Annotated in this window: 21 protein-coding genes; 9 read left to right on the forward strand and 12 right to left on the reverse strand. The window is 56.7% G+C overall.

The genetic code is table 11. From position 1 onward, the window contains the following. Window positions 1-10 precede the first annotated feature (10 nt). From queE to ASF69_RS14210, 8 genes are all read right to left on the reverse strand, one after another. The gene (gene queE / locus ASF69_RS14175; protein ID WP_062588562.1) at window positions 11-748 is read right to left on the reverse strand and encodes a 7-carboxy-7-deazaguanine synthase QueE; all 738 of its coding nucleotides are present in this window, start codon (window positions 746-748) and stop codon (window positions 11-13) included. Further along, window positions 745-1,113, reverse strand: coding sequence for a 6-carboxytetrahydropterin synthase QueD (queD, locus tag ASF69_RS14180; protein ID WP_062588564.1), 369 nt, complete (start codon window positions 1,111-1,113; stop codon window positions 745-747). Before queD ends, queE begins: the two co-directional genes overlap by 4 nt. Then, entirely contained in the window at window positions 1,113-1,823 is a 711-nt protein-coding gene (gene queC, locus ASF69_RS14185; protein WP_062588567.1) for a 7-cyano-7-deazaguanine synthase QueC, read from the reverse strand. Before queC ends, queD begins: the two co-directional genes overlap by 1 nt. A 125-nt stretch (window positions 1,824-1,948) precedes the next feature. Beyond that, a complete protein-coding gene (locus ASF69_RS14190; protein ID WP_062588777.1) occupies window positions 1,949-3,928 on the reverse strand; it encodes a phosphatase PAP2 family protein in 1,980 nt (659 codons plus the stop codon). A gap of 162 nt (window positions 3,929-4,090) precedes the next feature. Continuing rightward, window positions 4,091-4,912 (reverse strand): ABC transporter ATP-binding protein, encoded by an 822-nt coding sequence (locus tag ASF69_RS14195; protein WP_062588569.1) that lies wholly within the window; start codon window positions 4,910-4,912, stop codon window positions 4,091-4,093. Beyond that, the gene (locus ASF69_RS14200) at window positions 4,909-5,949 is read right to left on the reverse strand and encodes an iron ABC transporter permease (protein ID WP_062588571.1); all 1,041 of its coding nucleotides are present in this window, start codon (window positions 5,947-5,949) and stop codon (window positions 4,909-4,911) included. Before ASF69_RS14200 ends, ASF69_RS14195 begins: the two co-directional genes overlap by 4 nt. Next, window positions 5,946-6,989 (reverse strand): iron ABC transporter permease, encoded by a 1,044-nt coding sequence (locus tag ASF69_RS14205; RefSeq protein ID WP_062588572.1) that lies wholly within the window; start codon window positions 6,987-6,989, stop codon window positions 5,946-5,948. Before ASF69_RS14205 ends, ASF69_RS14200 begins: the two co-directional genes overlap by 4 nt. Then, window positions 6,986-7,996, reverse strand: coding sequence for an iron-siderophore ABC transporter substrate-binding protein (locus ASF69_RS14210; protein ID WP_062588778.1), 1,011 nt, complete (start codon window positions 7,994-7,996; stop codon window positions 6,986-6,988). Before ASF69_RS14210 ends, ASF69_RS14205 begins: the two co-directional genes overlap by 4 nt. Window positions 7,997-8,225: 229 nt before the next feature. Between ASF69_RS14210 and ASF69_RS14215 the strand changes: the two genes are divergently transcribed. Then, window positions 8,226-10,361 carry a TonB-dependent siderophore receptor gene (locus ASF69_RS14215; protein WP_062588575.1) on the forward strand — a complete coding sequence of 712 codons (2,136 nt, stop codon included), beginning with the start codon at window positions 8,226-8,228 and terminating at the stop codon, window positions 10,359-10,361. A gap of 33 nt (window positions 10,362-10,394) precedes the next feature. On the opposite strand, the gene ASF69_RS14220 is transcribed toward ASF69_RS14215, so the two are convergent. After that, window positions 10,395-11,294, reverse strand: coding sequence for an AraC family transcriptional regulator (locus ASF69_RS14220; RefSeq protein WP_200939094.1), 900 nt, complete (start codon window positions 11,292-11,294; stop codon window positions 10,395-10,397). 402 nt (window positions 11,295-11,696) lie between these two features. On the opposite strand from ASF69_RS14220, the gene ASF69_RS14225 reads away from it, so the two are divergent. After that, window positions 11,697-12,902 (forward strand): low temperature requirement protein A, encoded by a 1,206-nt coding sequence (locus ASF69_RS14225; RefSeq protein ID WP_062588577.1) that lies wholly within the window; start codon window positions 11,697-11,699, stop codon window positions 12,900-12,902. Between the two features lie 14 nt (window positions 12,903-12,916). Here the strand turns inward: ASF69_RS14225 and ASF69_RS14230 are convergent, their stop codons facing one another. After that, the gene (locus ASF69_RS14230) at window positions 12,917-13,471 is read right to left on the reverse strand and encodes a PAS and helix-turn-helix domain-containing protein (protein WP_062588579.1); all 555 of its coding nucleotides are present in this window, start codon (window positions 13,469-13,471) and stop codon (window positions 12,917-12,919) included. A gap of 105 nt (window positions 13,472-13,576) precedes the next feature. Between ASF69_RS14230 and ASF69_RS14235 the strand changes: the two genes are divergently transcribed. The 3 genes from ASF69_RS14235 to ASF69_RS22770 all read left to right on the forward strand — a co-directional run bounded on the left by ASF69_RS14235 (window position 13,577) and on the right by ASF69_RS22770 (window position 15,273). Then, window positions 13,577-14,293 (forward strand): CoA transferase subunit A, encoded by a 717-nt coding sequence (locus ASF69_RS14235; RefSeq protein WP_062588581.1) that lies wholly within the window; start codon window positions 13,577-13,579, stop codon window positions 14,291-14,293. A gap of 1 nt (window position 14,294) precedes the next feature. Then, complete coding sequence (locus ASF69_RS14240) at window positions 14,295-14,954, forward strand: 3-oxoacid CoA-transferase subunit B (RefSeq protein WP_062588584.1); 660 nt, start codon at window positions 14,295-14,297, stop codon at window positions 14,952-14,954. Between the two features lie 172 nt (window positions 14,955-15,126). After that, window positions 15,127-15,273, forward strand: a complete 147-nt coding sequence (locus tag ASF69_RS22770; protein WP_082469737.1) for a DUF1127 domain-containing protein — start codon at window positions 15,127-15,129, stop codon at window positions 15,271-15,273. Window positions 15,274-15,599: 326 nt separating this feature from the next. Here the strand turns inward: ASF69_RS22770 and dinB are convergent, their stop codons facing one another. Next, window positions 15,600-16,679 (reverse strand): DNA polymerase IV, encoded by a 1,080-nt coding sequence (gene dinB / locus ASF69_RS14245; protein WP_062588780.1) that lies wholly within the window; start codon window positions 16,677-16,679, stop codon window positions 15,600-15,602. A 114-nt stretch (window positions 16,680-16,793) separates the two neighbouring features. Continuing rightward, the gene (locus tag ASF69_RS14250; RefSeq protein WP_062588585.1) at window positions 16,794-17,390 is read right to left on the reverse strand and encodes a TetR/AcrR family transcriptional regulator; all 597 of its coding nucleotides are present in this window, start codon (window positions 17,388-17,390) and stop codon (window positions 16,794-16,796) included. Window positions 17,391-17,613: 223 nt separating this feature from the next. Between ASF69_RS14250 and ASF69_RS14255 the strand changes: the two genes are divergently transcribed. From ASF69_RS14255 to ASF69_RS14270, 4 genes are all read left to right on the forward strand, one after another. Continuing rightward, window positions 17,614-18,615, forward strand: coding sequence for an XdhC family protein (locus ASF69_RS14255; protein ID WP_082469738.1), 1,002 nt, complete (start codon window positions 17,614-17,616; stop codon window positions 18,613-18,615). A gap of 126 nt (window positions 18,616-18,741) precedes the next feature. Further along, window positions 18,742-19,272, forward strand: a complete 531-nt coding sequence (locus ASF69_RS14260) for a 2Fe-2S iron-sulfur cluster-binding protein (RefSeq protein ID WP_062588586.1) — start codon at window positions 18,742-18,744, stop codon at window positions 19,270-19,272. Then, window positions 19,269-20,258, forward strand: a complete 990-nt coding sequence (locus ASF69_RS14265) for a xanthine dehydrogenase family protein subunit M (RefSeq protein ID WP_062588587.1) — start codon at window positions 19,269-19,271, stop codon at window positions 20,256-20,258. The genes ASF69_RS14260 and ASF69_RS14265 overlap by 4 nt, the downstream gene beginning before the upstream one ends. A 71-nt stretch (window positions 20,259-20,329) precedes the next feature. Then, window positions 20,330-22,555: a xanthine dehydrogenase family protein molybdopterin-binding subunit gene (locus tag ASF69_RS14270; protein ID WP_244475484.1), complete on the forward strand. Its 2,226-nt coding sequence runs from the start codon at window positions 20,330-20,332 to the stop codon at window positions 22,553-22,555. The last annotated feature ends 59 nt before the right edge of the window (window positions 22,556-22,614 follow it).

The following is a 22,614-nucleotide window of genomic DNA, read 5'->3' on the forward strand; positions in this document are numbered from 1 at the left end:
GACAGAGCCTTCAGACGCCGCGCTTGTTGCCCCACAACAGCACGTGCAGCTGCGGCAGGACCCGTACGTCGAACCAGCGATCATCGCTGACCTTATCCACCAGCCATAACATCCGGTCCATCACGCCATCGATGTCGACAATTGCGTCATCGTCATCCGGTGGTGGCGGCGTGTGGTTTCCTGGCTGAAGATAGACAGGAAGATGGGGGTAGCGGGCCGAAGCGCTTCTGGCATAGGCGTAGTCGGTATCGTCAAATATCACGAATTTCAGCGCAACTTTGGGGCCATGACCTGCAGCTTCAAGACAGTTGCTGAGCGCTGCCCAATCCGTATCCATCCCGCTGGACGGTGGCTTGGGACTTAATACGAGATAATCAAGCTCGGCAAACCAGTCCTTGGCGATGCTGCCCTGGGTTTCCAGCGCGAACCGATAGTTTTCGCGATGTCCCCTGGCAATCAATCCCCGCAGTGGCTGGATCGCCGGGTTTCCGCCAGAAAGGGAAACGGTCAGTGGCACGCCGCCCGACAGCCGTGTTACCTCTGCCCAGATGTCATCACTGGACATGGGTTTCCAGTCACCCCGGTATTCGCTATCGACAGCATGGAGCGTATCGCACCACGAACAGCGATAGTCACACCCACCGGTGCGCACAAATACGGTGGGCAGACCGATAAGCAGGCCCTCTCCCTGAATGGTCGGGCCGAAAATTTCGCTGATCCGAACAGGGGCGTCGCTGATTTCGCTCATTGTCTTGGCCCGGGACGGTATTCGGCCCAGGTCTTTGCGGTTTCGCTGACCCTGACGGCGCTCGTTTCCGGCAGGCGCTCCTTGCACCAATCATAGAAATGTTGGGCCAATCGCTCTGCTGTGACCATATCGTTGCCCAGCACGTCGTTGAGGTGGCGGTGATCGAAACTGGTATCGATGTAATGCTTCAACGGTGCAAGTTCATGATAATCGCGCACGAAGCCGTGCTCGTTCAATTCCGCGCCCGAGAGTTCGACCTCAACGATGTAGTTGTGGCCATGCAGCCGCGCGCACTGGTGATCGGCAGGCAATCCCTTTAGCTGGTGGGATGCAGAGAAATGAAATTCCTTGGTTATCCGAAACATCATTGCACCTCGCGGGCGGCATATCCGCTGGTAGCAGCCATCCAGAAATCCGGATCTTCGTAATCCGTGGGATCGGCGACGCCAGCGAGATGAAACGCCTCCCGCCGCTCCACACAGGTCCCGCAGCGCCCGCAATGCCGCAGGCCGCCCTTGTAACACGACCAGGTGTCGGCAAAAGGCGTGCTGTAGCGGGCGCCGTCTGTCACGATGTCCGCCTTGGTAACGGTCACGTAAGGGGCAAATAGTGTGACGTCTGCGTAGCCATCCAGCGCGTGTCGCTGCATCTCGTTGAAACTCTCGATGAAGCCGGGGCGGCAATCGGGATAAATGAAATGATCACCGCCATGCACGGCAATGGCAACAGCCTTGGCTTGCTGAGCCGCAGCAAGACCAAACGCGATGGTCAGCATGATTGCGTTTCTGTTGGGAACGACAGTCGAACGCATGGTTTCTTCGGCATAGTGCCCATCTGGAACGTCGACATCATCTGTCAGCGCCGATCCCGTCAGATGCGCGCCGATTGTTCTGATGTCGATGATGTGGTGTGGAACGTTGAGACGGCTGGCGCAAAGAGCCGCGAAGTCCAGTTCCTTCTTGTGACGCTGGCCATAGTCGAAGGAGACGAGGGCAACGAGTTCATGTTCCGCGGCAATTTTATGCGCGAGCGAAACGGAGTCCAATCCGCCGGAGCAGATGACGATAGTCTTCATGATCAAGGATCCCTTGTTTTGACCGGGTGGGCTGCGACCGGATTTACGGTGCGGCTTCTAACGCAACTCGGGACCATTGTGAAGAGGCGCGTCGATGATGACGTGCCTCTTCGATGTAGGGGGGGCTATTCTACGATGACGGAAACGGTGTTGCCGGTATAGACGGCGCGCATTCTCACGCCTTTGCTGTCGATGGAAGCGAATGTGCCGTTGATGCGGTTTGCGGAGAGCACATCGAACCGCGTCCCTGCAGCTGGAGGGGTGCCTGCAAAATCGATCTCAAGCACGGTGTTTCCGACGTCAGCCGAGCCAGCAACATGCAATGCGGTCTTGGCCGGGTCGAGCGAAAGCTTTCCGTTGCTCTGGCCGTAGTTACCCGAGATGGTAACGGCATCAGATGCCGCAAGCTGCAACGTGCCATCAGAGACGCGAACGCTTCCCGCGCCGAGAGCTTTGGGAGATGCCGCAATCAATGTACCGCCACGCAGTTCGGTACCGCCGGAATAGCTATTGGCGCCACTCAGCTCAAGCGAGCCGGATCCGCTTTTTATCAGGCCGCCTTGGCCTGAAATGTCATTCGACCAGCGATCCCGCGCATGAAAATCGCCTGCGGACGCGTCCATATCCACGGAGACATCGCCATCGAAAGAGCCGTAACCTGCCGCCGCGGCGACGAGATTGATGCGGCCCCAGCCATTGCTGTCATCAAGCAGCGGGTAGCCCGATTCTATTCCGGTCGAAAAAAGCACGGCTCGTCGTTGCGCAGCATCGAGATAGGGAAGGCGGGTTTCAAGCAGCACTTCAGCGCCCTCCGGCACGATCATGGCGACATCAGGCATCGCCGGATTCCGGCTGAATGAGTAGGTCATCCGCTTGCGAAAATTCGCCTTGTTCTCGATTTCGTCGGCAAAGCGATCCGTAGCGACCGTTTCGCTGTGAGCAAAATCATGCAAGCTTTGACCTTCAGGAAGCATCTTCTCGAAATAGGCGTGAACCTCGTCGTGAGCGGCTTTCTTCAGTCCGGCGACCTTGGGGTCCTGCAGCACCGCCGCAGCAATGGCCGTGGCGGTGATCCGGCCACCCATGACATCGAGCGGCGAATGCATTCCCGCCACAATGCGGCTTTCTCCCAGCTGGGATGCTTTCGTCAGCAATTCGGAAAAGCGCTCCGGTACTGCATAGGCGTAGGCTATTGCCGCAAGATAGGCAGCATTGGTGTGCCCGCTTGGGAAGCCACCATCTTTTGCCCGGCCACGGTTTTCACGCGCATATCGCAGCGCCGGAACGGTAACGTCGGGCTCGGTTTCGTAGCGCTCGAATGTGCGGTCGCCGATGGTTTCGGTGCCGGTTTCGATTACCTCACCCTTCGCATTCATGCGCCATGGACGGGGTGACGAATAGAAATATTTGGACGGGGATGTTGTCCCTTCCGGGCCGCGCATCACGGCCATGAAGGCAACGAAATTTCGCAACTGCGAGTCCGGCGAGCCTGCTTCGGTTCCCTTGTCGTCTTCCCGCCTGGTTATGACGTCATTGACATTGAAGTCACCAAGCGTGTGGTTGATTGTAGTGGTCGCGCCAGCACCATCTGTGTACCAGCCCGCCAACGGCCCCAGACCTTCAATAACGCTGTAACTTTGAGAGCGCCTGTCATTGAGATAGGCATCCAGCGCTGCTGCATCGGTGCGATTTTTGCCTGTAACGGAAAGCACGTAGCGCATGTTTTCCGCCCATATATCGGGATCGACGACCCTTGCCTTGCTGAAATCCTTCGGGCCGTCGCCATTGGCGCCGCCGTGTGCCCAGGCATCGTCGCCAAGAGTCCAGATATGGTTGAAACCGGACAGTATGTTAATGACCGGATTGGTCTGATCGCTATAGGCATCAACCGCTTCCCCTTGCGCATTCTTACCCGTCTGGTTGCGATAGTTCTCGGCAACGGGCAGCGGATATTTGACGGTAGGGGACGGTATCGAAACGCTGTAGCCGGCGCCTGACGGCAAAGCGGGGTCGGAAGCCAAGGCCGGGGCCACAAACTGAAGCAAAGTGACCGATGTGACGACAGCGGAGCGAAATATCTGGAAGGTAGCGAGAAGACTGGCCATCATGGCCTCCTTGAAACATCGAATGCAATGCCGAGGAGCAGATCAATGTTTCCATCCGCCACGGCTCGGCCGCGTGCAAAATGCCCAGCAAATGTGACAGCTTGTTTACAGCGCCGCTGGTTCACACAGCAGAAGCGTTCACATTAAACGCCTGCTGCCATTTCAGTCCCTTGCGCTGGCCGGCACGGAGCTCATCCGGTGACGACCAATCGGCAGCATCATTGGACGGTTGGAGGTGGGGTCGACTATGACGCGGCTTTCTATTCCAAAAACATCTCGGACGGTGTTTTCGGTCAGGACCTCTTCAGGTGTGCCGATGCTGTGCACACGTCCATTCGCCATAGCAACGAGTTGATCGGCATAGCGCGAGGCGAGATTGAGATCGTGCAGAACCATGACGATTGTCGTCGCGCGGGCCTGGTTGAGGTCGGTCAGGAGATCGAGAACCTCCACCTGATGATTGATATCCAGAAATGTTGTCGGCTCGTCGAGCAACAGGATGTCGGTTTCCTGGGCAAGGGCCATGGCTATCCAAACACGTTGCCTCTGCCCGCCGGAAAGTTCGTCGACAGACCGTTCCGCCAGATCGAATGTCCCGGTTGCCTCAAGCGCTGCAGCAACGGCGTCGTCATCCTTGTTTGTCCAGCGAGACAGAAGCCCCTGGTGAGGGTGGCGGCCTCGGCTGACGAGGTCAGCCACGGTTATGCCTTCTGGAGCAACGGGCGATTGTGGAAGCAGTCCTAACGTCTGGGCAAGTTTGCGGGGAGAGGTGCTGTGAATGGATTTTCCGTCAAGCAAGACATGACCGCTGCGCGGCGACATGAGGCGAGACATTGTGCGCAGAAGTGTTGACTTGCCGCAGGCATTGGCGCCGACGATGACGGTGATCTTCCCGGGCGAGACGGAAAAATCCAGACCATCCAGAATGATCGTGTCGCCGTAACCAGCAGAAAGACCGCAGGCATTGAGAGAATGGGCAGTCAAAGCGAGCCTCCGGATCTATTGGCGCGGATGATCAGGAAAATAAGATAGGGTGCTCCGAGCGCCCCGGTCACAACGCCGACGGGGTAGCGGCTGAAAAGCAGGAACTGCCCGGCGTAGTCTCCAGCCAGAACAAGCACTGCGCCGACCAGTCCGGCGGGAATGAGCGGCGAGCTTCCCGGCCCGACGATGCGGGCAGCGATGGGGCCCGAAAGAAAGGCAACGAATGCAATTGGTCCTGTCACGGCCGTTGCGAAAGCGATCATCCCGACGGCGGCCACGATGACGAGAATTCGTGTCGTCCCGACACGCACCCCCAGGGCAGCTGCCATCTCGTCCCCCAGCCTCAGGGCCTCTAGATCGCGCTGGCGGCTAAGAAGAAGGCCACCGAAAATGACAAGTGAGAGCAGGAGCGGAGCAGCCTGTGAAAGCTGCGCGCCGTTGACGCTGCCCGTCAGCCAGCGCATTGCTTCTTGGAGGTTCCATGCGGGCGCTGTTGAAAGAATATAGGCGATGATACTTTCCAGCATGGCGGAAACACCGATGCCGACAAGAATGAGGCGTGTCCCGGCCACACCATTGCGAGAGGAAAGGCCGTAGACCGTAAGTGCAACACCAAGCCCGGCCACGACCGCGAAGACCGAAACGATCGGTCCTTTCAGCGATAGAACGACAATTGCAAAGACTGCTGCAGCACTTGCCCCGGAACTGATGCCGATAATGTCAGGGCTGGCCAAAGGGTTTCGAAGCATGATCTGGAAAGCCACGCCGCCCATGCCGAAGCTCAATCCAGCAAGGACGGAAAGCAAGGCCCGCGGCAACCGCAACTGGCCGACCGTAAAGCTCGCGCCCGCGACATTTTCCCCCAATAGAACTCTGAGGACCTCAGTGGGCGGGGTGAAGGACTGGCCGAGAATGAGCGTTAGCGAAAAAATGGTGGTGAGCAACGCTGCCAGCAGCGCAATGACCGCCGCGCGTCGTCGCGCATGTCTTGTGCGTTGTGCGACGATCAGACCTGTGATTGTCGTTCGCGCCGTCATAGGTCACGCACGCGCTGGCGTCTCACGACCCAGATGAAGAAGGGGGCGCCGATGAGGGCGGTGACGATGCCGACGTCCAGTTCGCCCGGGCGGGCCGCGATGCGCCCGACGATATCTGCGGTGAGCAAAAGGAAGGCGCCGCCCAAAGCCGAAAAGGGCAACAGCCAGCGATGGTCCACACCGACGAGGAGGCGACAGAGATGTGGTACGACAAGTCCCAAAAAGCCGATTGGCCCACAGACTGCGGTTGTTGCACCACAGAGCATGATTGCGCCGAGCGCTGAGACGGCACGGGCGACAGCAACGCGCTCACCAAGGCCAGCCGCAAGTTCATCGCCCAGTGCAAGTGAATTCAGCTTTCTGGCTGATAGCAGGCTGATCAGGAAGCCGACGGCCAGAAACGGCAGGATGTGGGAAATGCGGTCGAAGGTTGCACCGCCTACACCGCCTATCTGCCATGAACGAACACCGCCCGCGATATCGTTGCGAGGCAGAACGACCGCAATGACCAGAGAAGAAAAGGCAACGGATGTCGCAGCACCAGCAAGCGCGAGCTTAAGAGGTGTTGCTCCACCGCGGCCAAGCGACCCGATGGTATAGACGAAAATCGCGGCGGCACCCGCGCCTGCAATTGCCGTCCAGATGAAGGCGTTACTTGACGCCATATTGAACCAGGCGACGCCGATGACAACCGCAAGCGATGCTCCCATGTTGACCCCAAGTATCCCCGGGTCGGCAAGAGGATTGCGCGTTACACCCTGCATGATGGCACCCGAAAGCGCCAATGCCGCCCCTGCGATGAGGGCAAGCACTGTCCTCGGAATGCGCACCGCCACCGCCGCCTGTCCGATGTTTTCGACCTGTCCATTCAAGGCCGAGACGATATCCGCCCATGCGACATCACGGGTGCCGATGGCAACGGAGAGAAGGCATTGAATGGCGAGAGCAGACACCAGGACCCCAAGCCAGATCGACCTGACGCCGTTTGATCGCTTCAAGACAACATTCGACCTGCGCGACTTGACAAAGCTGCCAGTCATTTCGGCTTTCCATCCGCTTTCGCGACAGCATCTGCCAGCAGCTTTACATAATCCTTCAGGACCCAGGAAATCGACAGCGGGGTGGGGTTGGCCGCGGTACCCAGCGGGTTTCGTCCCAGCATGACAATCGAGCCGTGCTCGACAGCGGGCATTCGCGACAGCAGCGGATCTGCCTTGACCGCGTCCAACAGCGCCTGTCCACCATAGGTTACGAGGATATCGACATCGTCGAATGTATCCACACGTTCAGCACTGACGCTGGACGAAAACTGGCCGGGCCTCGTTGCGTCCCTGACGCTTTTGGGGGAACCTAGACCCAGATCGGTAAAGAATTTCACCCGCGTATCATTGGCCGTGTAGAAGTTGACCGTGCTGAGATTGCCGCTGTCGAGATGGGTTACAAACATAGCCGATTTGCCCTTGAGTTGAGGCACATCGGCAACCACGTCCGCGATTTCGGCTTCGGTATGCTTGATCAAGGCCTCGCCCTCAGCCGCCATTCCCATGCCGGCACTGTTGATGCGGATCATCTCGCGCCAATCTGTCGACCAGGCTGATTCCGGGTAGGCGATAACCGGGGCAATCTGGCTCAGCGTGTCGTAGTCCGATTGGCTCAGCCCTGAATATGCCGCAAGGATGACATCCGGCTGCGTTCCGGCAACCGCTTCAAAATCGATGCCGTCACCCTCATCGAAGAGGACGGGTGTCTTGGCACCAAGCGATTTCAGCTTCTCCGCGACCCATGGAAGAAGGCCATCGCCGTCATCATCGCCGAAATTGGCGGCGGCAAAACCGACGGGTACGATCCCCAGAGCGAGCGGAACTTCATGATTTGCCCAGGAGACAGTGGCAATGCGCTCCGGCTTTTTCTCAAGCGTTGTCGTTCCAAAAGCATGTCTTATCGTTAGCGGATAGACTGCGCCGTCGGCTGACCATGCTGGAATTCCGGCAGACAGAAACAAGATTGCTCCAAACAGGGACGCAATTGCGCGGAGGCGTCGCAACATCAGCCAGACTTTCTTCATATTAAAGTTGACTTCAAGTCTCAGCTTCATAGCTTGAGGTCAAGACTGTTGTTCGACGCACCGGTAGAGGGGAATGAAGTTTCCGTGGTTTTTTACAAAACCGCAGAAAATTACAATACCGGATGATCGTACTCAAGTTATCAGCGCTGACGAGGGGCAGCCGCATGTGTTGGCCTGCCAAGGGTCAGCAACACTATTCTGGATTTCGATCATGATATTTGACACGACGGGCGCGCGCAAAAGCCGATATTTCAAGGCTGTTTTGTTGGGATGCACGGCTCTCGCCGCATTTTCTCCGTCTCGGCTTGTTGCCCAGGACGCAGCAACGCAGGGCGGCTCCACCGTACTCGAAAAGATCACCGTCCAGGGTGGCGGCGGCGATGATGACGACAATTCGATCGTAGCCCGCAAGACAACCGGTGCCGGAAAAATGCCGGGTGAGGTGCTAACGACACCCGCGTCTGTTTCCGTCATCACCGCCAAGGAAATCAAGGAACGCGCTGCGAACAGCGTTGAGCAGGTCGTGCAATACACGGCGGGTGTCGTGACCGATTTCTATGGCTCGGATGATCGCTACGACTACTTCGATATCAGAGGCTTTACGCCTTACACATACCGCGACGGCCTTTCCATTGGCCGCACCTTTGCGGGCATTCGTGAAGAACCCTACGCCTTCGAGCGTATTGAGGTCCTCAAAGGCGCAAGCTCGTCTTCATTCGGCGCGGCGGAGCCGGGTGGATCGGTCAACTACGTTACCAAGCTGCCCAAAAGCGAACGGTTCGGTGAGGCCTATGTCACCGGTGGCTCTTACGCGCACAAGGAAGTCGGACTGGATTTTGGCGATAACATTACCGAAGATGACACGCTGTCCTATCGCCTGACCGGGCGCCTGCAGGATGCAAACGCGGAATATGACTATTCGAAAGACAATGAGAAATTCATCATGGGTGGCCTGACATGGCGCCCGACGGATGTCACAAAACTGTCCTTCGTCTTTGACCACCTGAACCGCGACGGAGTGCCTGGCAGTGGCGGCCAGCCGCTGGGTACGGACTTCGACAGAGACGCGTTTTTCGGTGAGCCCGACTATTATTTCAAGAACACCAACCGCAACACATACAGCCTGATGTTCGACCATGATTTCGGCAATGGTCTGAGCTTTGGATCCAAGGCGCGGTATAGCAAGTCCGATGATGGGTTCGGAAGCGCCTATCTTTCGAGCACATCGACGAACGGCTCCAACCTCGCTAATCGTTACTTCTTCGGAAGCGACAAGGGGTCGGAACAGTTCATCATCGATGCCAACCTGATCTACGAAGCGAATTTTGACAATGTCGAAAGCCGCACGCTTGCCGGTATCGAGTACAACAAGTTCAAGTCGCAGACCTATACCCTGTATGATCCGAGCGCACCTCCCATAAACTGGGTCAATCCTGTCTATTCCGGTGGCCCGGCTTCAACGGCCCCAAATTCCGGAACTCTTGCGGACCAGAATAACAAAAGCATCTATTTGCAGCAGGATTTGACGTTCTCGGACCGTTTGACCGCTAGTGTCGGAATGCGCAACGACTGGTTCGATCTGAGCGAAACCAATCTGGCGGCCAACAGCAGCGGTAACCTTGTCACCAGCAGTTCTGGATCTGCCAACCATTCCGAATTCACTGCTCGGTTTGGCCTGAGCTACAAGCTGACCGATGAATGGGCAACCTATGCAAGCTATGCGGAGTCCGCTGCACCTCCCGGTACCGGCACGGAACCGACGACCGGCAAGCAGTATGAGGTTGGTGTGAAATACCAGCCGGAGGCGTTTCCGGCTCTGATTACCGCTTCCGTCTATGACCTCACCAAGGGAAATATCACCGTCTATGACAGCGTGACCTATTTGCCTGCGTCTGTCGAAAAGGTTCGTCATCGCGGCTTCGAACTGGAAGCGAAGGCGGAACTGACGAACAATATCAATCTGGTGGCGGCTTACAGCTATATCGACAGCAAGATCGAGGAACCGGGTGGCGCCAATGACGGAAACCGTTTGATGCGCGTTCCCAAGCACCTGGCTTCCGTCTGGGCGACATATACTCTGGAGGGAGAAGGCGCGCGCGGCGATATGACGTTCGGTCTTGGGGCCCGTTACTCAGGCAAGTACTTCACCAATCTCCAGAATTCGATTGCATCGGAAAGTGCTGTCGTGTTCGATGCGGCATTCACCTACAAGATCAAGGAAAACACGATGCTGCAACTTAACGCCAGCAACCTGTTTGATGAAAAGCATGTTGCAAGCCAGGACAGCGGCGGGGTCTATTACAACCCTGGACGGACAGTTCTGGCGACGCTTCGCCAAACCTGGTAAATCACGGGAAGCATTTTGCGGCGGGGGATATGCTCAGTCCCCCTGCCGCATTCGACGCCATGCGGCAGGGGTGGCACCTGCGACTTGCCGGAAGGTCTTGGTCAAATGGGCCTGATCTGAAAATCCAAGTTGCGCTGCAATGGCGGCCACGCTGAGATCGCTTTGCTCCAGCATCTCCTGGGCAATCCCTATTCGTTTCGTAAGTTGCCATTGGAGCGGTGTCTTGCCTGTCGTATGCTTGAAGACATTGGCAAACCAACTTTCCGAAAGCCCTACCGCTTCCGCCATTTCTCCCACGCTCATGCGATAATCCGCTCGCTCGTTGACGACAGCGATCAGCCTATTCATTTGCGCCTGCGTGAGACGCGCATTTGCTGGCTCAAGCTCATGACTGTCCATATCGAGGTTCAGCAAGCCGGTGACGATGCTGCCGACCAGACTTTCCGCGAAGGCAGCGTGTCTGGATGGGCTTGAAACCTCATCGACCAGTAGACCCGCCAGGGTCTCGATGGCTGCAGCGTCTTGGATTTCTACCGGGCGACGCAGAGCCGACAGAGCCAATGACGCGCCGAGTGACGGCGTCAGATATTTCAGCAGCCTGTCCCTGTGAAGGTGAATGTCGAGATGCGAGAAGCGATGAAACGATGTGAAGCTTGTCCAGAGAGGCACGCCCGCCGGCACGTAAATGGCCCGCTTCATAGGCCGATATTGTAAGTTGTCGCCGCCTTCGAGATTCGTCATGCGGATATGGGAAGAGACGTCATTGAAGAAAATGACGATGCGCGGATCGGGAGAGAGATAGTATCCCGTTGCTCCCGCATGTCCTTCTGCATCCCAGAACACGCTGACCAGCCCATCAAGTCCGCGCCATCTGGCAGGTGCCAGCGCCCGGATGCCGTCGGTTGATGATGTCATGGAGTGGAGATAGGTCACCTTGGTCTTTCCGCTGTTTGATCCGCGCAGGGCCGCCAAGGAGTTTCGAATAGAAACCTGGCCAAAACGATAAAGCGCGGCGTGAAATTATGACATCAATAATCATGTTTTAGTTTTGTGGCAAGTATGGACCATGTATTTGGCTGCTTGGGGCGCGTGGAACCAAACCGATCTCTTTTCGGTTGTTCGGCCACACAGTCAGCTTTCCGGAGATTGTTTGTTAAACGCGTTGCCCATGGTGCCGCTGTTGGAGCTCCGCACTTTGCCTGTCTCAAGCTTTTGCGCAGGAGAGAGAAGGTGCCAGGCTCAGGCGCTTAAGCGATGAGAAGCGCGAGGACAGCTTGCTGCGAAACAATTGCTTTAACAATAAATTTCAGTCTACTCATCCAAAAGGCAAAAAGTATGAATAAAGATATGGCGGCATCGGGTAAGGATAACCCAAAATGGCGTCTTATTCGGCAGGATGACGCCGAAGCCGGGAAACCAACTTTCCCTGAACTTTTTTTCGACCTTGTTTTCGTTTTTGCCCTCATCCAGCTTTCGCACACGCTTGCAAAAGACTTCGGCTCGACGGCCCTTCTTGAAGCAGGGCTTTTGATTCTGGCGCTCTGGTGGCTCTGGGTTCAGATAACCTGGCTCACCAATCTCCTGAATACGGAGGCAGGGCTGGTGCGCCTGTTTCTGTTTTCGGTAATGTTCGCGGGCGTTCTGCTCGCCATTGCATTGCCCAAGGCGTTTGAGGACCAAAGCCTCATCTTTGCGGTAATCTACAGCACGATGCAGATCATGCGCTCCCTGTTTGCGCTTTATGTCTTCAAAGGTGTCGACCACGAAAACTCACTGACATTTGCGCGGATGGCGCTGTGGCTCGCTGTTTCCAGCGTCTTCTGGGTCGCAGGTGGGCTGGCGGGCAGTCTGGGAGCGCAAATTGCGCTGTGGAGCGTTGCAATCGGTATCGAATATCTTGGTCCTATCGCCAAATATTATTTCCCCGGGCTGAAAACCGGCAAGGATGAGAAACTTCACCTTTCCGGCGAGCATCTGGCCGAACGGTGCGCACTTTTCGTCATCATCTGTCTTGGCGAAACCATCCTGACGACGGGCCGCACGGCCACCGACTACATGAATTCCAGCCTGACCTTCGTCGTCTTCTGTTCAGCCTTTGGAAGTACCGTTCTGATGTGGTGGATCTATTTCCATCATGGGCAGGAAAAGGCCTCCGAGAAAGTTGAAGAGACGGAAGAGCCGGAGAAAATTGCTCAGAACCTTTTCAGTTACGGGCATCTGCCAATCGTCGCCGGGATCATTCTGACGGCGGTCGGAGAGGATTTCAGCCTCTCTCACAGCTACGAACATTCGACCTTGCGGGAAGCATCCGCCATTGTGGGTGGGCCGATACTGTTCCTGGCGGGCAATATCGGCGTGAAGATTGCCGCTTCCTACATCAGGCCTGTTTCGCATTTTGTCGGCATCGCCGTTCTATGCGTGCTTCTTCTGCTTCAGGGGATGCCGCTCTACGCTCTGCAGATTTCTGCCGTCAGTGTGCTTCTCCTCGTTGCAGGCTGGGAGTATTTTGCGCTCAGGAAACAGGCGCCGACCGTCGCTTGATTGCGGCGGGGCGATCATTCCGTGTTGAAGTGGGCAATGAGTTCGGCCGTATTTTTTACGCCGGATGCCTTTATCAGCCGCGACCGATGCGACTCTATGGTTCTGGTTGAAAGTCCAAGCTCATCGGCGATTGCCCTGTTCGTCTTGCCTTGAGATACAAGAGCGACGATCTGCTGTTGACGATCGGTAAGGTGCAGTCGATCCTGTGCGAAGGGTCGTGACAGGGGCTGGAAGCAATAGAGTGCCTGCGCAAATGGGTCGACCGGATGGCGTGTTCGGCCATGAACCTGGCACCAGAAGCGCCTGCCATCGCTGGCCGTCATAATGCGCTCGTCGTAATAGACCTGTCCTTCGGCGAGATGGACCTTCCACATCGCGCCAGTCCGAACGAAGTCGGCGTGCTTGGGATAAAGCCGCGCAAAACTCTGATCGATCAGATCACGCTTTGGATAGCCGAACAGTCGCGCAAACTCTTCGTTGCAATCTCGGATGATGCGATGTGTGGCATAGACCATTGGCACCGGCATCTCCGCCAGCGCAAAACGTTGATCCTGAGCCTCGTCCCTCATGAAGTCTCCCCCGAATTTGCAGTATAAATACGGCTAACCGGGCGGCGGAATCAAGCTTACCTTTTTTGCTCTTCCGCCAAATCGTGCGGGGGTGAAGGAGGAGACATGAGAAAGCTGAAAGCGACCGCAGCGGAGGCGCTGGCGGACGTCTTGCGAGACGGCATGACCATAATGTCGGGCGGGTTCGGCCTGTGCGGTATTCCCACAAGCCTGATAGAAGCCGTTCGTCTTTCCGGCGTGAAAGACCTGACAGTCATATCCAACAATGCCGGTGTTGATGGTTACGGGCTTGGCGTCCTGCTGGAAACGAGACAGATCAGGAAAATGATTTCGTCCTATGTGGGAGAAAACAAGCTGTTCGCCGAACAATTCCTGTCCGGCGCGCTTGAGCTTGAATTCAACCCGCAGGGAACGCTGGCCGAAAGAATTCGGGCGGGTGGTGCAGGTATTCCTGCCTTTTTTACCAAAACCGGCGTCGGCACCTTGATTGCCGAAGGCAAGGAAGTCCGTCGTTTCGGCGACAGCGATTACATCATGGAAACCGGTCTGTTTGCCGATCTGGCAATCGTTCATGCCTATAAGGGCGATAGCGAGGGCAATCTCGTTTACCGGAAAACAGCCCGCAACTTCAATCCGGTGATGGCAACGGCGGCAAAGCTGACTGTCGCCGAGATCGAGCATCTGGTGCCGCTTGGGGAGATTGACCCGGATCACGTGCACACCCCCGGCATTTTCGTTCAGAGACTGGTGCATGTGCCAAACCCGGCAAAGCGGATAGAGCAGCGCACCACAAGACCCAGATCGCAGAAGGAGGCTGTGTAGGATGGCCTGGACACGAGAACAGATGGCGGCACGGGCCGCAAAGGAATTGCAGGACGGCTTTTACGTCAACCTTGGGATAGGCATTCCCACCCTTGTCGCCAACTACATCCCGGATGGAATGGAAGTGACGCTGCAAAGCGAAAACGGAATGCTTGGCATGGGCCCTTTTCCTTTTGAAGGAGAAGAAGATCCAGATCTCATCAATGCCGGGAAACAGACGATTACCGAACTTGCGAAGACGAGTTATTTTTCCTCGGCAGACAGCTTTGCAATGGTGCGGGGCGGCCATATCGACCTTTCGATACTAGGGGCGATGCAGGTCTCGCAGAGCGGCGACCTCGCGAACTGGATGATCCCGGGCAAGATGGTAAAGGGCATGGGCGGCGCAATGGATCTTGTCGCCGGCGTCAAGCGTGTCGTCGTGGTGATGGAGCACGAGGCTAAGGGCGAGCCGAAATTGCTCAGCGAGTGCAATCTTCCTCTCACCGGCGCCCGGGTTACGGATCTCGTCATTACCGATCTCGGCGTTTTTAAGGTTGCCCGCCAGGGACCTCCGAGCCTCACGCTGATCGAATTGGCTGAAGGTGTTTCTGTGGAGGAAATCCGCGCGAAGACCGAGGCGTCGTTCAGTGTTGCACCAGAACTCGTAGCGCGCGGATGAGATCTTCGTCGTTTGACGAGCCGACTCCGCCATCCATGCGCCAGTTGCATGGCCGTTGTGAAACCTTGTGTCTTATCGAATAGCTGGAGGAGGCCTATATTCCAGTCATCGAAACGACGTTGGGACCGAGACCGGTAGCTGACGTCAAGATACCTCACGAAAGGGGATCATCATGAACGTAGCACGCTCTTTCAACAATTGGCGCAAGTATCGTCAGACCGTAACCGAACTGGGCCGTATGAGCACACGCGAGTTGCAGGATCTCGGCATCAGCCGCGCAGACATTCACAGCGTTGCCCGGGCATCCGTTGGCCGCTAATTGCTGATTGTCTCTACAAATTGATTACCTGGGCGCCTGCGGCAACGCGGGCGCCTTTCTTTTTCTCAGCCTTATTTTAAGCCATGCGAAATTTGCATATCTGCGCTGCAATGAAATCTATTTATTAGGCGGTCAAAAACGATATGTTTATGTCATCGAAGCGATGCACCTCCTCCCGCAAAGCTTCGAATTCAGACGGTCCATCCTCCTCCCAGGGTCGTCTGTCGGAACAGCGACACTCCTCCTCCCAGTCGTTGTTCGGTTTTTTTCGGAAAGCCTGCCGCACCTCCTCCCGCGGCAGGCTTTTTCGTTTTGACGCTTTCGGTTCAAAGGCCGAGATCCAACTGATGCAGGGGGAATGCTTGTTCTGTACTGAGTGAGGACAGCGTGACCCCAAGCAGGCGTACGGGACGCTTGAAGGGATAGACGGAGGAAAGCAAGGCGTCGGCTATCTCGAGTACCAACTCGATGCTCGATAGTCCCTGGGGGACAGTCCTGCTGCGTGTGGCCTGTGTGAAGTCTGAATATTTGATCTTGACCGTGACCGTCTTGCCGGTGATGTCGTGTGCTTCGCAGTAACGCCAGATCTTTTCTGCAAGCGGGCGTAGTTCAGTTTGGGCGGCGTCCAGCGCATCAATATCCTGTGCGAACGTATCTTCCGCCCCTACCGATTTACGAACCCTGTCAGCCTTGACCTGTCTCTCATCGATGCCGCGCGCGATACCGTAAAAATAAGGTCCGGACTTCCCAAAATGCTGCTGCAGGAACTGAAGGCTTTTCGATTTAAGGTCGTGCCCGGTTTCTATTCCATGACGCTTCATCCGCTCCGCGGTAGCGGGTCCTACGCCGTGAAATTTCTTGACCGGCAGAGCCTCCACAAAAGCCGGGCCGTTCTTCGGTGTAATGACAGCCTGACCATTGGGTTTATTCAGATCGCTTGCCATCTTTGCCAGGAACTTATTGTAGGAAATCCCGGCCGAGGCATTGAGCCCTGTGACAGACTTGATCCTGGCGCGAATTTCCGTCGCGATCTCAGTGGCGATCTCCATTCCCTTGAGGTTTTCGGTCACGTCCAGATAGGCTTCATCCAGCGATAGTGGTTCTATGAGGGGCGTGTATTCCGCGAATATGGCCCGGATTTGCTGCGAAACCTGCCGGTAGACTTCAAAACGAGGGGGGACGAAAATGAGGTGCGGACACTTGCGCTTCGCTGTTACGGAGGGCATCGCGGAATGGACGCCGAAGGCTCTTGCCTCATAGCTCGCCGCTGCAACCACGCCTCTCGCCGCCGAGCCGCCAACTGCAACAGGCTGGCCACGCAGTTGCGGATTGTCACGCTGTTCAACGGAAGCGTAAAACGCATCCATGTCAACGTGAATGATCTTTCGACTGGAGTGGGTGACCATGTCGCTCATGGTTGGCAAACTGCGGTACCGGCTGGAAACAAAAGAAGAACATAGCAGCGTTCTGCAATATGTCCAACCAGCCTTCGGGTTAACAGCGCACTATTTTAAGGTTAGTCACGCTGTTGAAGGAGCGCGCAGCCCATCCATCACAAGGCGCACCAATCTGTCCGCGCGGTCACGCCAATCCGGACCTTCCGGAATGGAATATATTCCAAAAAGTGCATTCAGTACGTCATCCGCGATGATGTCGGATTTTATCAGGCCGGTCTCGACAGCTGCCGTTATCAGACGGTTGAAAGTCTGGTGCAACAGGGTCGAACCCTCGGTAAAGAGTGTCGAGTTGGATGTGAACAAAAGTTTGAGGCTGCTCGCCATGCCGCGTTTTGCAGCCATGTAGCTGACGAAACAATGCATCCACTCTTCCAGCGCCAGATCAGCCCGTTTTTCTGCCAGCAGCTCTGTTGCAGCCGTTGCGAGAATTTCCAGTTCGCGCCTGTAGACCATCTCGACAAGATGTTCGCGTGTGGGAAAATGTCTGTAGAGGGTGCCAATACCGACGCCTGCTCGGCGCGCTATGTCTTCAAGCGACGCGGTAGAGCCCTGTTCCGAAAATGCCAATGCCGCGATCTCGATCAACTTTTCCCGGTTTTTCCGGGCGTCGGCGCGTTTTGGCAATTCGGAAGGCGCTGAAAGGGATCGCTCCTTCGACACTTGAATATTACTCCATGCGAAAGGACTTGACGAATGAACGCAAGTCGCTAAGTTAAACGGAGGCGCCTCCGTTTATTCGGGCGCCAACCAATTCATAGTTCAGTTCTGGGGTTGTTGTCATGCACAAAGCACAAGTTCATCCCGGGAATGCCGGAAGACGTGGAACTAACCGAAGGTCCAACGGATTGGGCGTTTATCTGGCGTCGCAACGCAGGAGCTAAACATGATACGACCCATCACCACTATCCTGCATAACGACGTGGACGAGAACGAGTTCCCTTCGCGCCCAAGCGCAAATCAGAGCTCTCCCGAGGCCGTCGTCCCGAAGAAGGCTTTCTCGACAGACGATGCGCTCACTATTTTGGGCTTTGCATCGCAGATAAGGAACGAGGGTGGGCAGGTGGCTTTGTGCACACTTGTCGAAATCCGAGGTGGATCGTCACGTCCGCTTGGAGCCCACATGGCCGTTGCCGCCAATGGCCTCTACTGCGGCTATGTCTCTGGCGGTTGCACCGAAGCGGCTGTTGCTGCCGAGGCGCTGGAGGCAATCAACAGCGGTCATGACCGGTTCATGATGCTCGGTGAAGGATCGCCTTTCTTCGATATCGTCCTTCCTTGCGGTGGTGGCATCACGGTCGCCATCCACGTTCTCAAAGATGCGGCTCCGCTGCGAACAGTCCTCGAAATGGTCAGGGGTCGCAAGGCTGCCCGCCTTAGCTATAACCCTAGCGGGCAACGTCTGTCGGTTGGAGAAACCCACCAGAAGGCGGGCTGGGGCGACGACGCCTTCGTCACCTGTTACCGCCCTGCCGTTCGCGTCGTTCTGTCCGGTCGCTCCCTCGAAGTCGAGATGGCGGCCAGTGTCGCGAGAGCTGCAGGGTACGAAGTTTTTCTACAGGATCAGGCTGGGCCCGACGGGTTCGACATCTCCCTGATCGATGACGACACTGCGGTCGCGCTTTTGCAGCATGATCTGGAGCTGGAAATGCCGGTTCTAGAAGCGGCGCTGTCAAAAACGCCCTTCTATGTGGGCGCGCTTGGCAGCAGCCGCACGCATGAGAAACGCACGGAAAGACTGCGAGATGCCGGCGTCGCGCCCGAGGTCATCAGTAAGATCAAAGCGCCGATCGGCTTGTTTGGAAAGGCAAGGGATGCTCGATCTCTCGCACTGTCGGTAATTGCTGATATCGCAGCCTGTCGCCAGGCTGCTCTGTCTGCAAGCTAGCATCCCTGCTCGCCGCACGCCTGGCAGGCGTCGGCTTCAATACCTCATCAATGATCTCAATCACCCCGTGGAGACTCACGTCTTACGGCCACGTCACCGCTCATGCGCGGATAATGGAGATGTCCTATGCATTTCAAGATCAACGGAGCATCGGTCGAAGTGGAGGCGGATATCCGTACCTCCCTGCTCGATCTCATGCGAAACTATCTAGGTTTTACCGGAACGAAAAAGGGTTGCGATCAGGGTGCCTGCGGTGCCTGTACGGTGCTTGTCGATGGAGAGCGTATCAATTCCTGTCTTGCACTCGCAGTTCAATATCAGGGTAGGAGCATCACGACTGTCGAAGGGCTCGCAAGCGATGGCCATCTGCATCCCTTGCAGAAAGCGTTCATTGAGCATGACGGTTTTCAATGTGGTTACTGCACACCCGGCCAGCTTTGCTCGGCCATCGGCATGGCCGGTGAGATCGATCGGAATATTCCAAGTTCTGTTTCGAACGATTTGAACGGGGCGAGTGTAGAACTCAGCGACGTTGAAATCCGTGAGCGGATGAGCGGTAATCTCTGTCGATGCGGAGCCTATAACGGCATTGTCGAAGCGATTTCCGAAACCCTGCGTGACAGCTCGTCTGCATCCGAAGCGAGGGCCCAGGCATGAATATCTTCTCTTTCCACCAGGCGTCGGATGTGGCCTCCGCCATCGCGCTCAAGCACTCCAGTCCCTCTACGAGATACCTTGGCGGCGGCACAAATCTCGTTGATCTCATGCGTGAAACGATCGAGCACCCCGACACGCTCGTGGACGTCTCGCATCTGTCTTCTACAATAGAGCAAGGCCCGGATGGGCGTTTGTCGATAGGGGCAGGCGTCAAAAACACTGCGCTTGCCGCCAATGATATCGTGCGGGCGCAGTTTCCTCTCCTGTCGCGCGCCATCCTGGCTGGTGCAAGCGCGCAAATCCGTAACGTCGCGACCGTCGGAGGCAACATTCTGCAGCGGACGCGTTGCCGGTATTTTTATGACAACGCCGCACGCTGCAACAAGCGTGAATCTGGAGCGGGCTGCGATGCCCTGGAGGGTTTCAATCGCTATCACGCCATCCTGGGTGCATCGCAAAGCTGTGTTGCCACGCATCCATCGGATATGTGCGTGGCGCTTGCGGCTCTTGATGCGGAAGTTGTTTTGGATGGACCAGAGGGCCAACGCCGTATGGCCTTGCGTGACCTTCATCGTCTGCCCGGGGACAGGCCAGATATCGAGACCGAGTTGAAGCCGAATGAACTGATTACGTCGGTCGAAATCCCCTCGCATTCATTTGGGCAACGCGCTGTCTACCGCAAGGTCAGGGACCGCGCCAGCTATGCCTTTGCTCTGGTGTCCGTTGCTGCCATGCTTGACGTAGATGAGGCCGGGACGGTGCGAGATGTCAGGGTGGCGCTTGGTGGCGTCGCTCACAAACCATGGCGGGCTTTGACGCTCGAGGGCAGGCTGAAGGGCGAAAAAGCTACTGCCGAGAACTTCCGCGCAGCCGCAGAGGCCGAACTCGCGGATGCCGTGGGCTTAAGAGACAACATGTTCAAGATCGAACTGGTCAAACGAACCATCGTCGCCGTTCTAGAAGAATTGAAGGGAGAGAAGGCATGAGTGCCGAGACCCGAATCCAGACAGAGACAAGCAAGTCTGGCCGTTGGCAGCCAGCGATTACCGCCGACCCGATGCTGCGCAAGCACGGAGCGCTTGGTCAGCCCGTCTCCCGCATAGAGGGGCCCATGAAGGTACGGGGTGAAACGAAGTTCGCCGCAGAATTTCCATATGACGAAATGGCCTATGCGGCACTGTCTTTCAGCACCATCGCGCGTGGTCGCATCAGCAGGCTGGACGTTGCCGCAGCAGAAGCCGCCCCTGGCGTTGTGCTGGTTATGACCTACAAGAACGCACCGCGCATGAAGGCACCGTCGCTGATGATGTCTTCAGCCACTGCGGCTGGCTCAAGTGATCTGCCCGTCATGCAGGACGATGAGATTCACTGGAATGGACAACCCATCGCGCTGGTACTTGCTCAGACGCAGGAGCAGGCTGATTATGCGGCCTCACTTGTGAAAGCCGAATACACGCTTCTGCCGGCTGTCACCTCCTTCGAAGAAGCCCGCAAACATCCAAGGAAGCTTGATAATATTCTCGGGCAGCCGCCGATGCTGGAGATTGGCGATGCGCAAACCGCGCTGGCGCAGGCCGATGTCAAGGTGGATGTCGTCTACAGGACACCGCGCCATAATCACAACGCCATCGAACTTCACGCGGCGACCGTGCTCTGGGACGGTGATCAGCTGCGTGTTCATGATGCCACGCAATTGCTCGATCTGACGGCTGGCCAGCTGGCGGATATTTTCGACATCGACACTTCCGACGTACATATCACGTCGCCTTATGTCGGTGGTGGATTCGGCGGTAAATGCCTTTGGGACCATCAAATTCTGGCCTGTGCCGCATCCCGGCTGGCCGGGCGGCCCGTCCGCATCATGCTTTCACGCGAAGGGGTCTTTCGCATCATCGGCGGACGAACCATAACCGAGCAGCGGGTCGCCCTGGGTGCGCGCGCAGATGGCACGCTTGATGCGCTGATCCACACCGGCACGGCGGCCATGACGTTGCATAATGCCTGTCCGGAACAATTTACCTTTCCGGCACGCCACCTTTACGCATCCAGGACGTTTCACATCGCGCAGGATGTGGCCGACCTCGATATGCTCGTTAACACCTTCATGCGGGCACCGGGCGAATCCGTAGGGACATTCGCTCTTGAATGCGCGCTGGACGAACTGGCGGTCAAGCTTGAGCTCGACCCTATCGAACTGCGTCGGCGGATCGAACCGAATGAGGATCCGACGACCGGAAAGCCGTTTTCGTCGCGCTATCTCATCGAGGCCTATGAGAAGGGCGCCGAAAAATTTGGCTGGAACCTGCGGAACAGCACCCCGAAACAGAGGCGCGAAGGTGAGTGGTTGATCGGAATGGGCTGTGCGACGGCGACATATCCCTATCACCGTTTCCCCGGTGCGGCGGCGCGTATCAGGATGACCGCTGACGGCAACGTCACCGTATCCACCGCCGTTCACGACATGGGAATGGGAACCGCGACCGCACAGGCCCAGCATATCGCCGCAAGGTTGGGAGTTTCTCTTGATCAGGTGACTTTCGAATATGGCGATAGCAGTCTGCCGCGTGGAATTATCGCTGGAGGTTCGACACAGACCGCGTCGATAGGTGGTGCCATCGTGGCAGCAACTGAGGTCTTCGTGGAGGAACTCCTCAAGCTTGCGGGTAACGACTCGCCTTTGGCCGGGCTGTCGCTTGCGGAAGTCGAACCCAAAGACGGCGGTATCGGCCATATTGAGGACGGCGATCGCTTCGAAAGCTACGGTTCTATCCTTCGAAGGGCAGGTCGCGAGGAGCTCGTATGTGAAGCCGAGGGACCGGCACCTGCGGAAATGGGGGCCTTCTCCATGCATTCCTATGGCGCACAATTCTGCGAAGTGCGCGTCAGTACGGTGACAGGCGAGGTTCGCGTCTCGAGGTTTCTCGGCTCCTTCGATGCAGGGCAGATCTTGAACGCGAAAATGGCGACGAGCCAGTTCAAGGGTGGAATCATCATGGGGCTGGGTCTGGCATTGACAGAGGAAACCAATTTCGATGAACGCACCGGTCGCGTCGTAAACGCGTCGCTCGCCGATTACCATGTGCCTGTGCAGATGGATGTGCCGAGCATCGAGATCCTCTACACCAACAAGCCTGACCCCCAGGCTCCCATGGGTGCACGCGGTATTGGCGAAATCGGGATCACCGGTGTCGGCGCGGCAGTTGCCAATGCTGTCTATAATGCGACCGGAATCCGTATCAGGGATCTTCCGATTACGCTGGATAAGGTGCTTGTCGGTCTCTGACGGACAGAAGTTAAAAATCGAGTGGCGGGGTTGGGTCGCATCTTATGCATCCCAACCCC

The sequence above is a fragment of the Rhizobium sp. Leaf311 genome, assembly GCF_001423445.1.
Lineage (GTDB): Bacteria > Pseudomonadota > Alphaproteobacteria > Rhizobiales > Rhizobiaceae > Agrobacterium.

Coding starts and splice junctions, on each gene's coding strand:
- queE (WP_062588562.1), bottom strand. CDS start 748: ATGAGCGAAATCAGCGACGCCCCTGTTCGGATCAGCGAAATTTTCGGC.
- queD (WP_062588564.1), bottom strand. CDS start 1,113: ATGTTTCGGATAACCAAGGAATTTCATTTCTCTGCATCCCACCAGCTA.
- queC (WP_062588567.1), bottom strand. CDS start 1,823: ATGAAGACTATCGTCATCTGCTCCGGCGGATTGGACTCCGTTTCGCTC.
- ASF69_RS14190 (WP_062588777.1), bottom strand. CDS start 3,928: ATGGCCAGTCTTCTCGCTACCTTCCAGATATTTCGCTCCGCTGTCGTC.
- ASF69_RS14200 (WP_062588571.1), bottom strand. CDS start 5,949: ATGACGGCGCGAACGACAATCACAGGTCTGATCGTCGCACAACGCACA.
- ASF69_RS14205 (WP_062588572.1), bottom strand. CDS start 6,989: ATGACTGGCAGCTTTGTCAAGTCGCGCAGGTCGAATGTTGTCTTGAAG.
- ASF69_RS14210 (WP_062588778.1), bottom strand. CDS start 7,996: ATGTTGCGACGCCTCCGCGCAATTGCGTCCCTGTTTGGAGCAATCTTG.
- ASF69_RS14215 (WP_062588575.1), top strand. CDS start 8,226: ATGATATTTGACACGACGGGCGCGCGCAAAAGCCGATATTTCAAGGCT.
- ASF69_RS14225 (WP_062588577.1), top strand. CDS start 11,697: ATGAATAAAGATATGGCGGCATCGGGTAAGGATAACCCAAAATGGCGT.
- ASF69_RS14230 (WP_062588579.1), bottom strand. CDS start 13,471: ATGAGGGACGAGGCTCAGGATCAACGTTTTGCGCTGGCGGAGATGCCG.
- ASF69_RS14235 (WP_062588581.1), top strand. CDS start 13,577: ATGAGAAAGCTGAAAGCGACCGCAGCGGAGGCGCTGGCGGACGTCTTG.
- ASF69_RS14240 (WP_062588584.1), top strand. CDS start 14,295: ATGGCCTGGACACGAGAACAGATGGCGGCACGGGCCGCAAAGGAATTG.
- ASF69_RS22770 (WP_082469737.1), top strand. CDS start 15,127: ATGAACGTAGCACGCTCTTTCAACAATTGGCGCAAGTATCGTCAGACC.
- dinB (WP_062588780.1), bottom strand. CDS start 16,679: ATGGTCACCCACTCCAGTCGAAAGATCATTCACGTTGACATGGATGCG.
- ASF69_RS14255 (WP_082469738.1), top strand. CDS start 17,614: ATGATACGACCCATCACCACTATCCTGCATAACGACGTGGACGAGAAC.
- ASF69_RS14260 (WP_062588586.1), top strand. CDS start 18,742: ATGCATTTCAAGATCAACGGAGCATCGGTCGAAGTGGAGGCGGATATC.
- ASF69_RS14265 (WP_062588587.1), top strand. CDS start 19,269: ATGAATATCTTCTCTTTCCACCAGGCGTCGGATGTGGCCTCCGCCATC.
- ASF69_RS14270 (WP_244475484.1), top strand. CDS start 20,330: ATGCTGCGCAAGCACGGAGCGCTTGGTCAGCCCGTCTCCCGCATAGAG.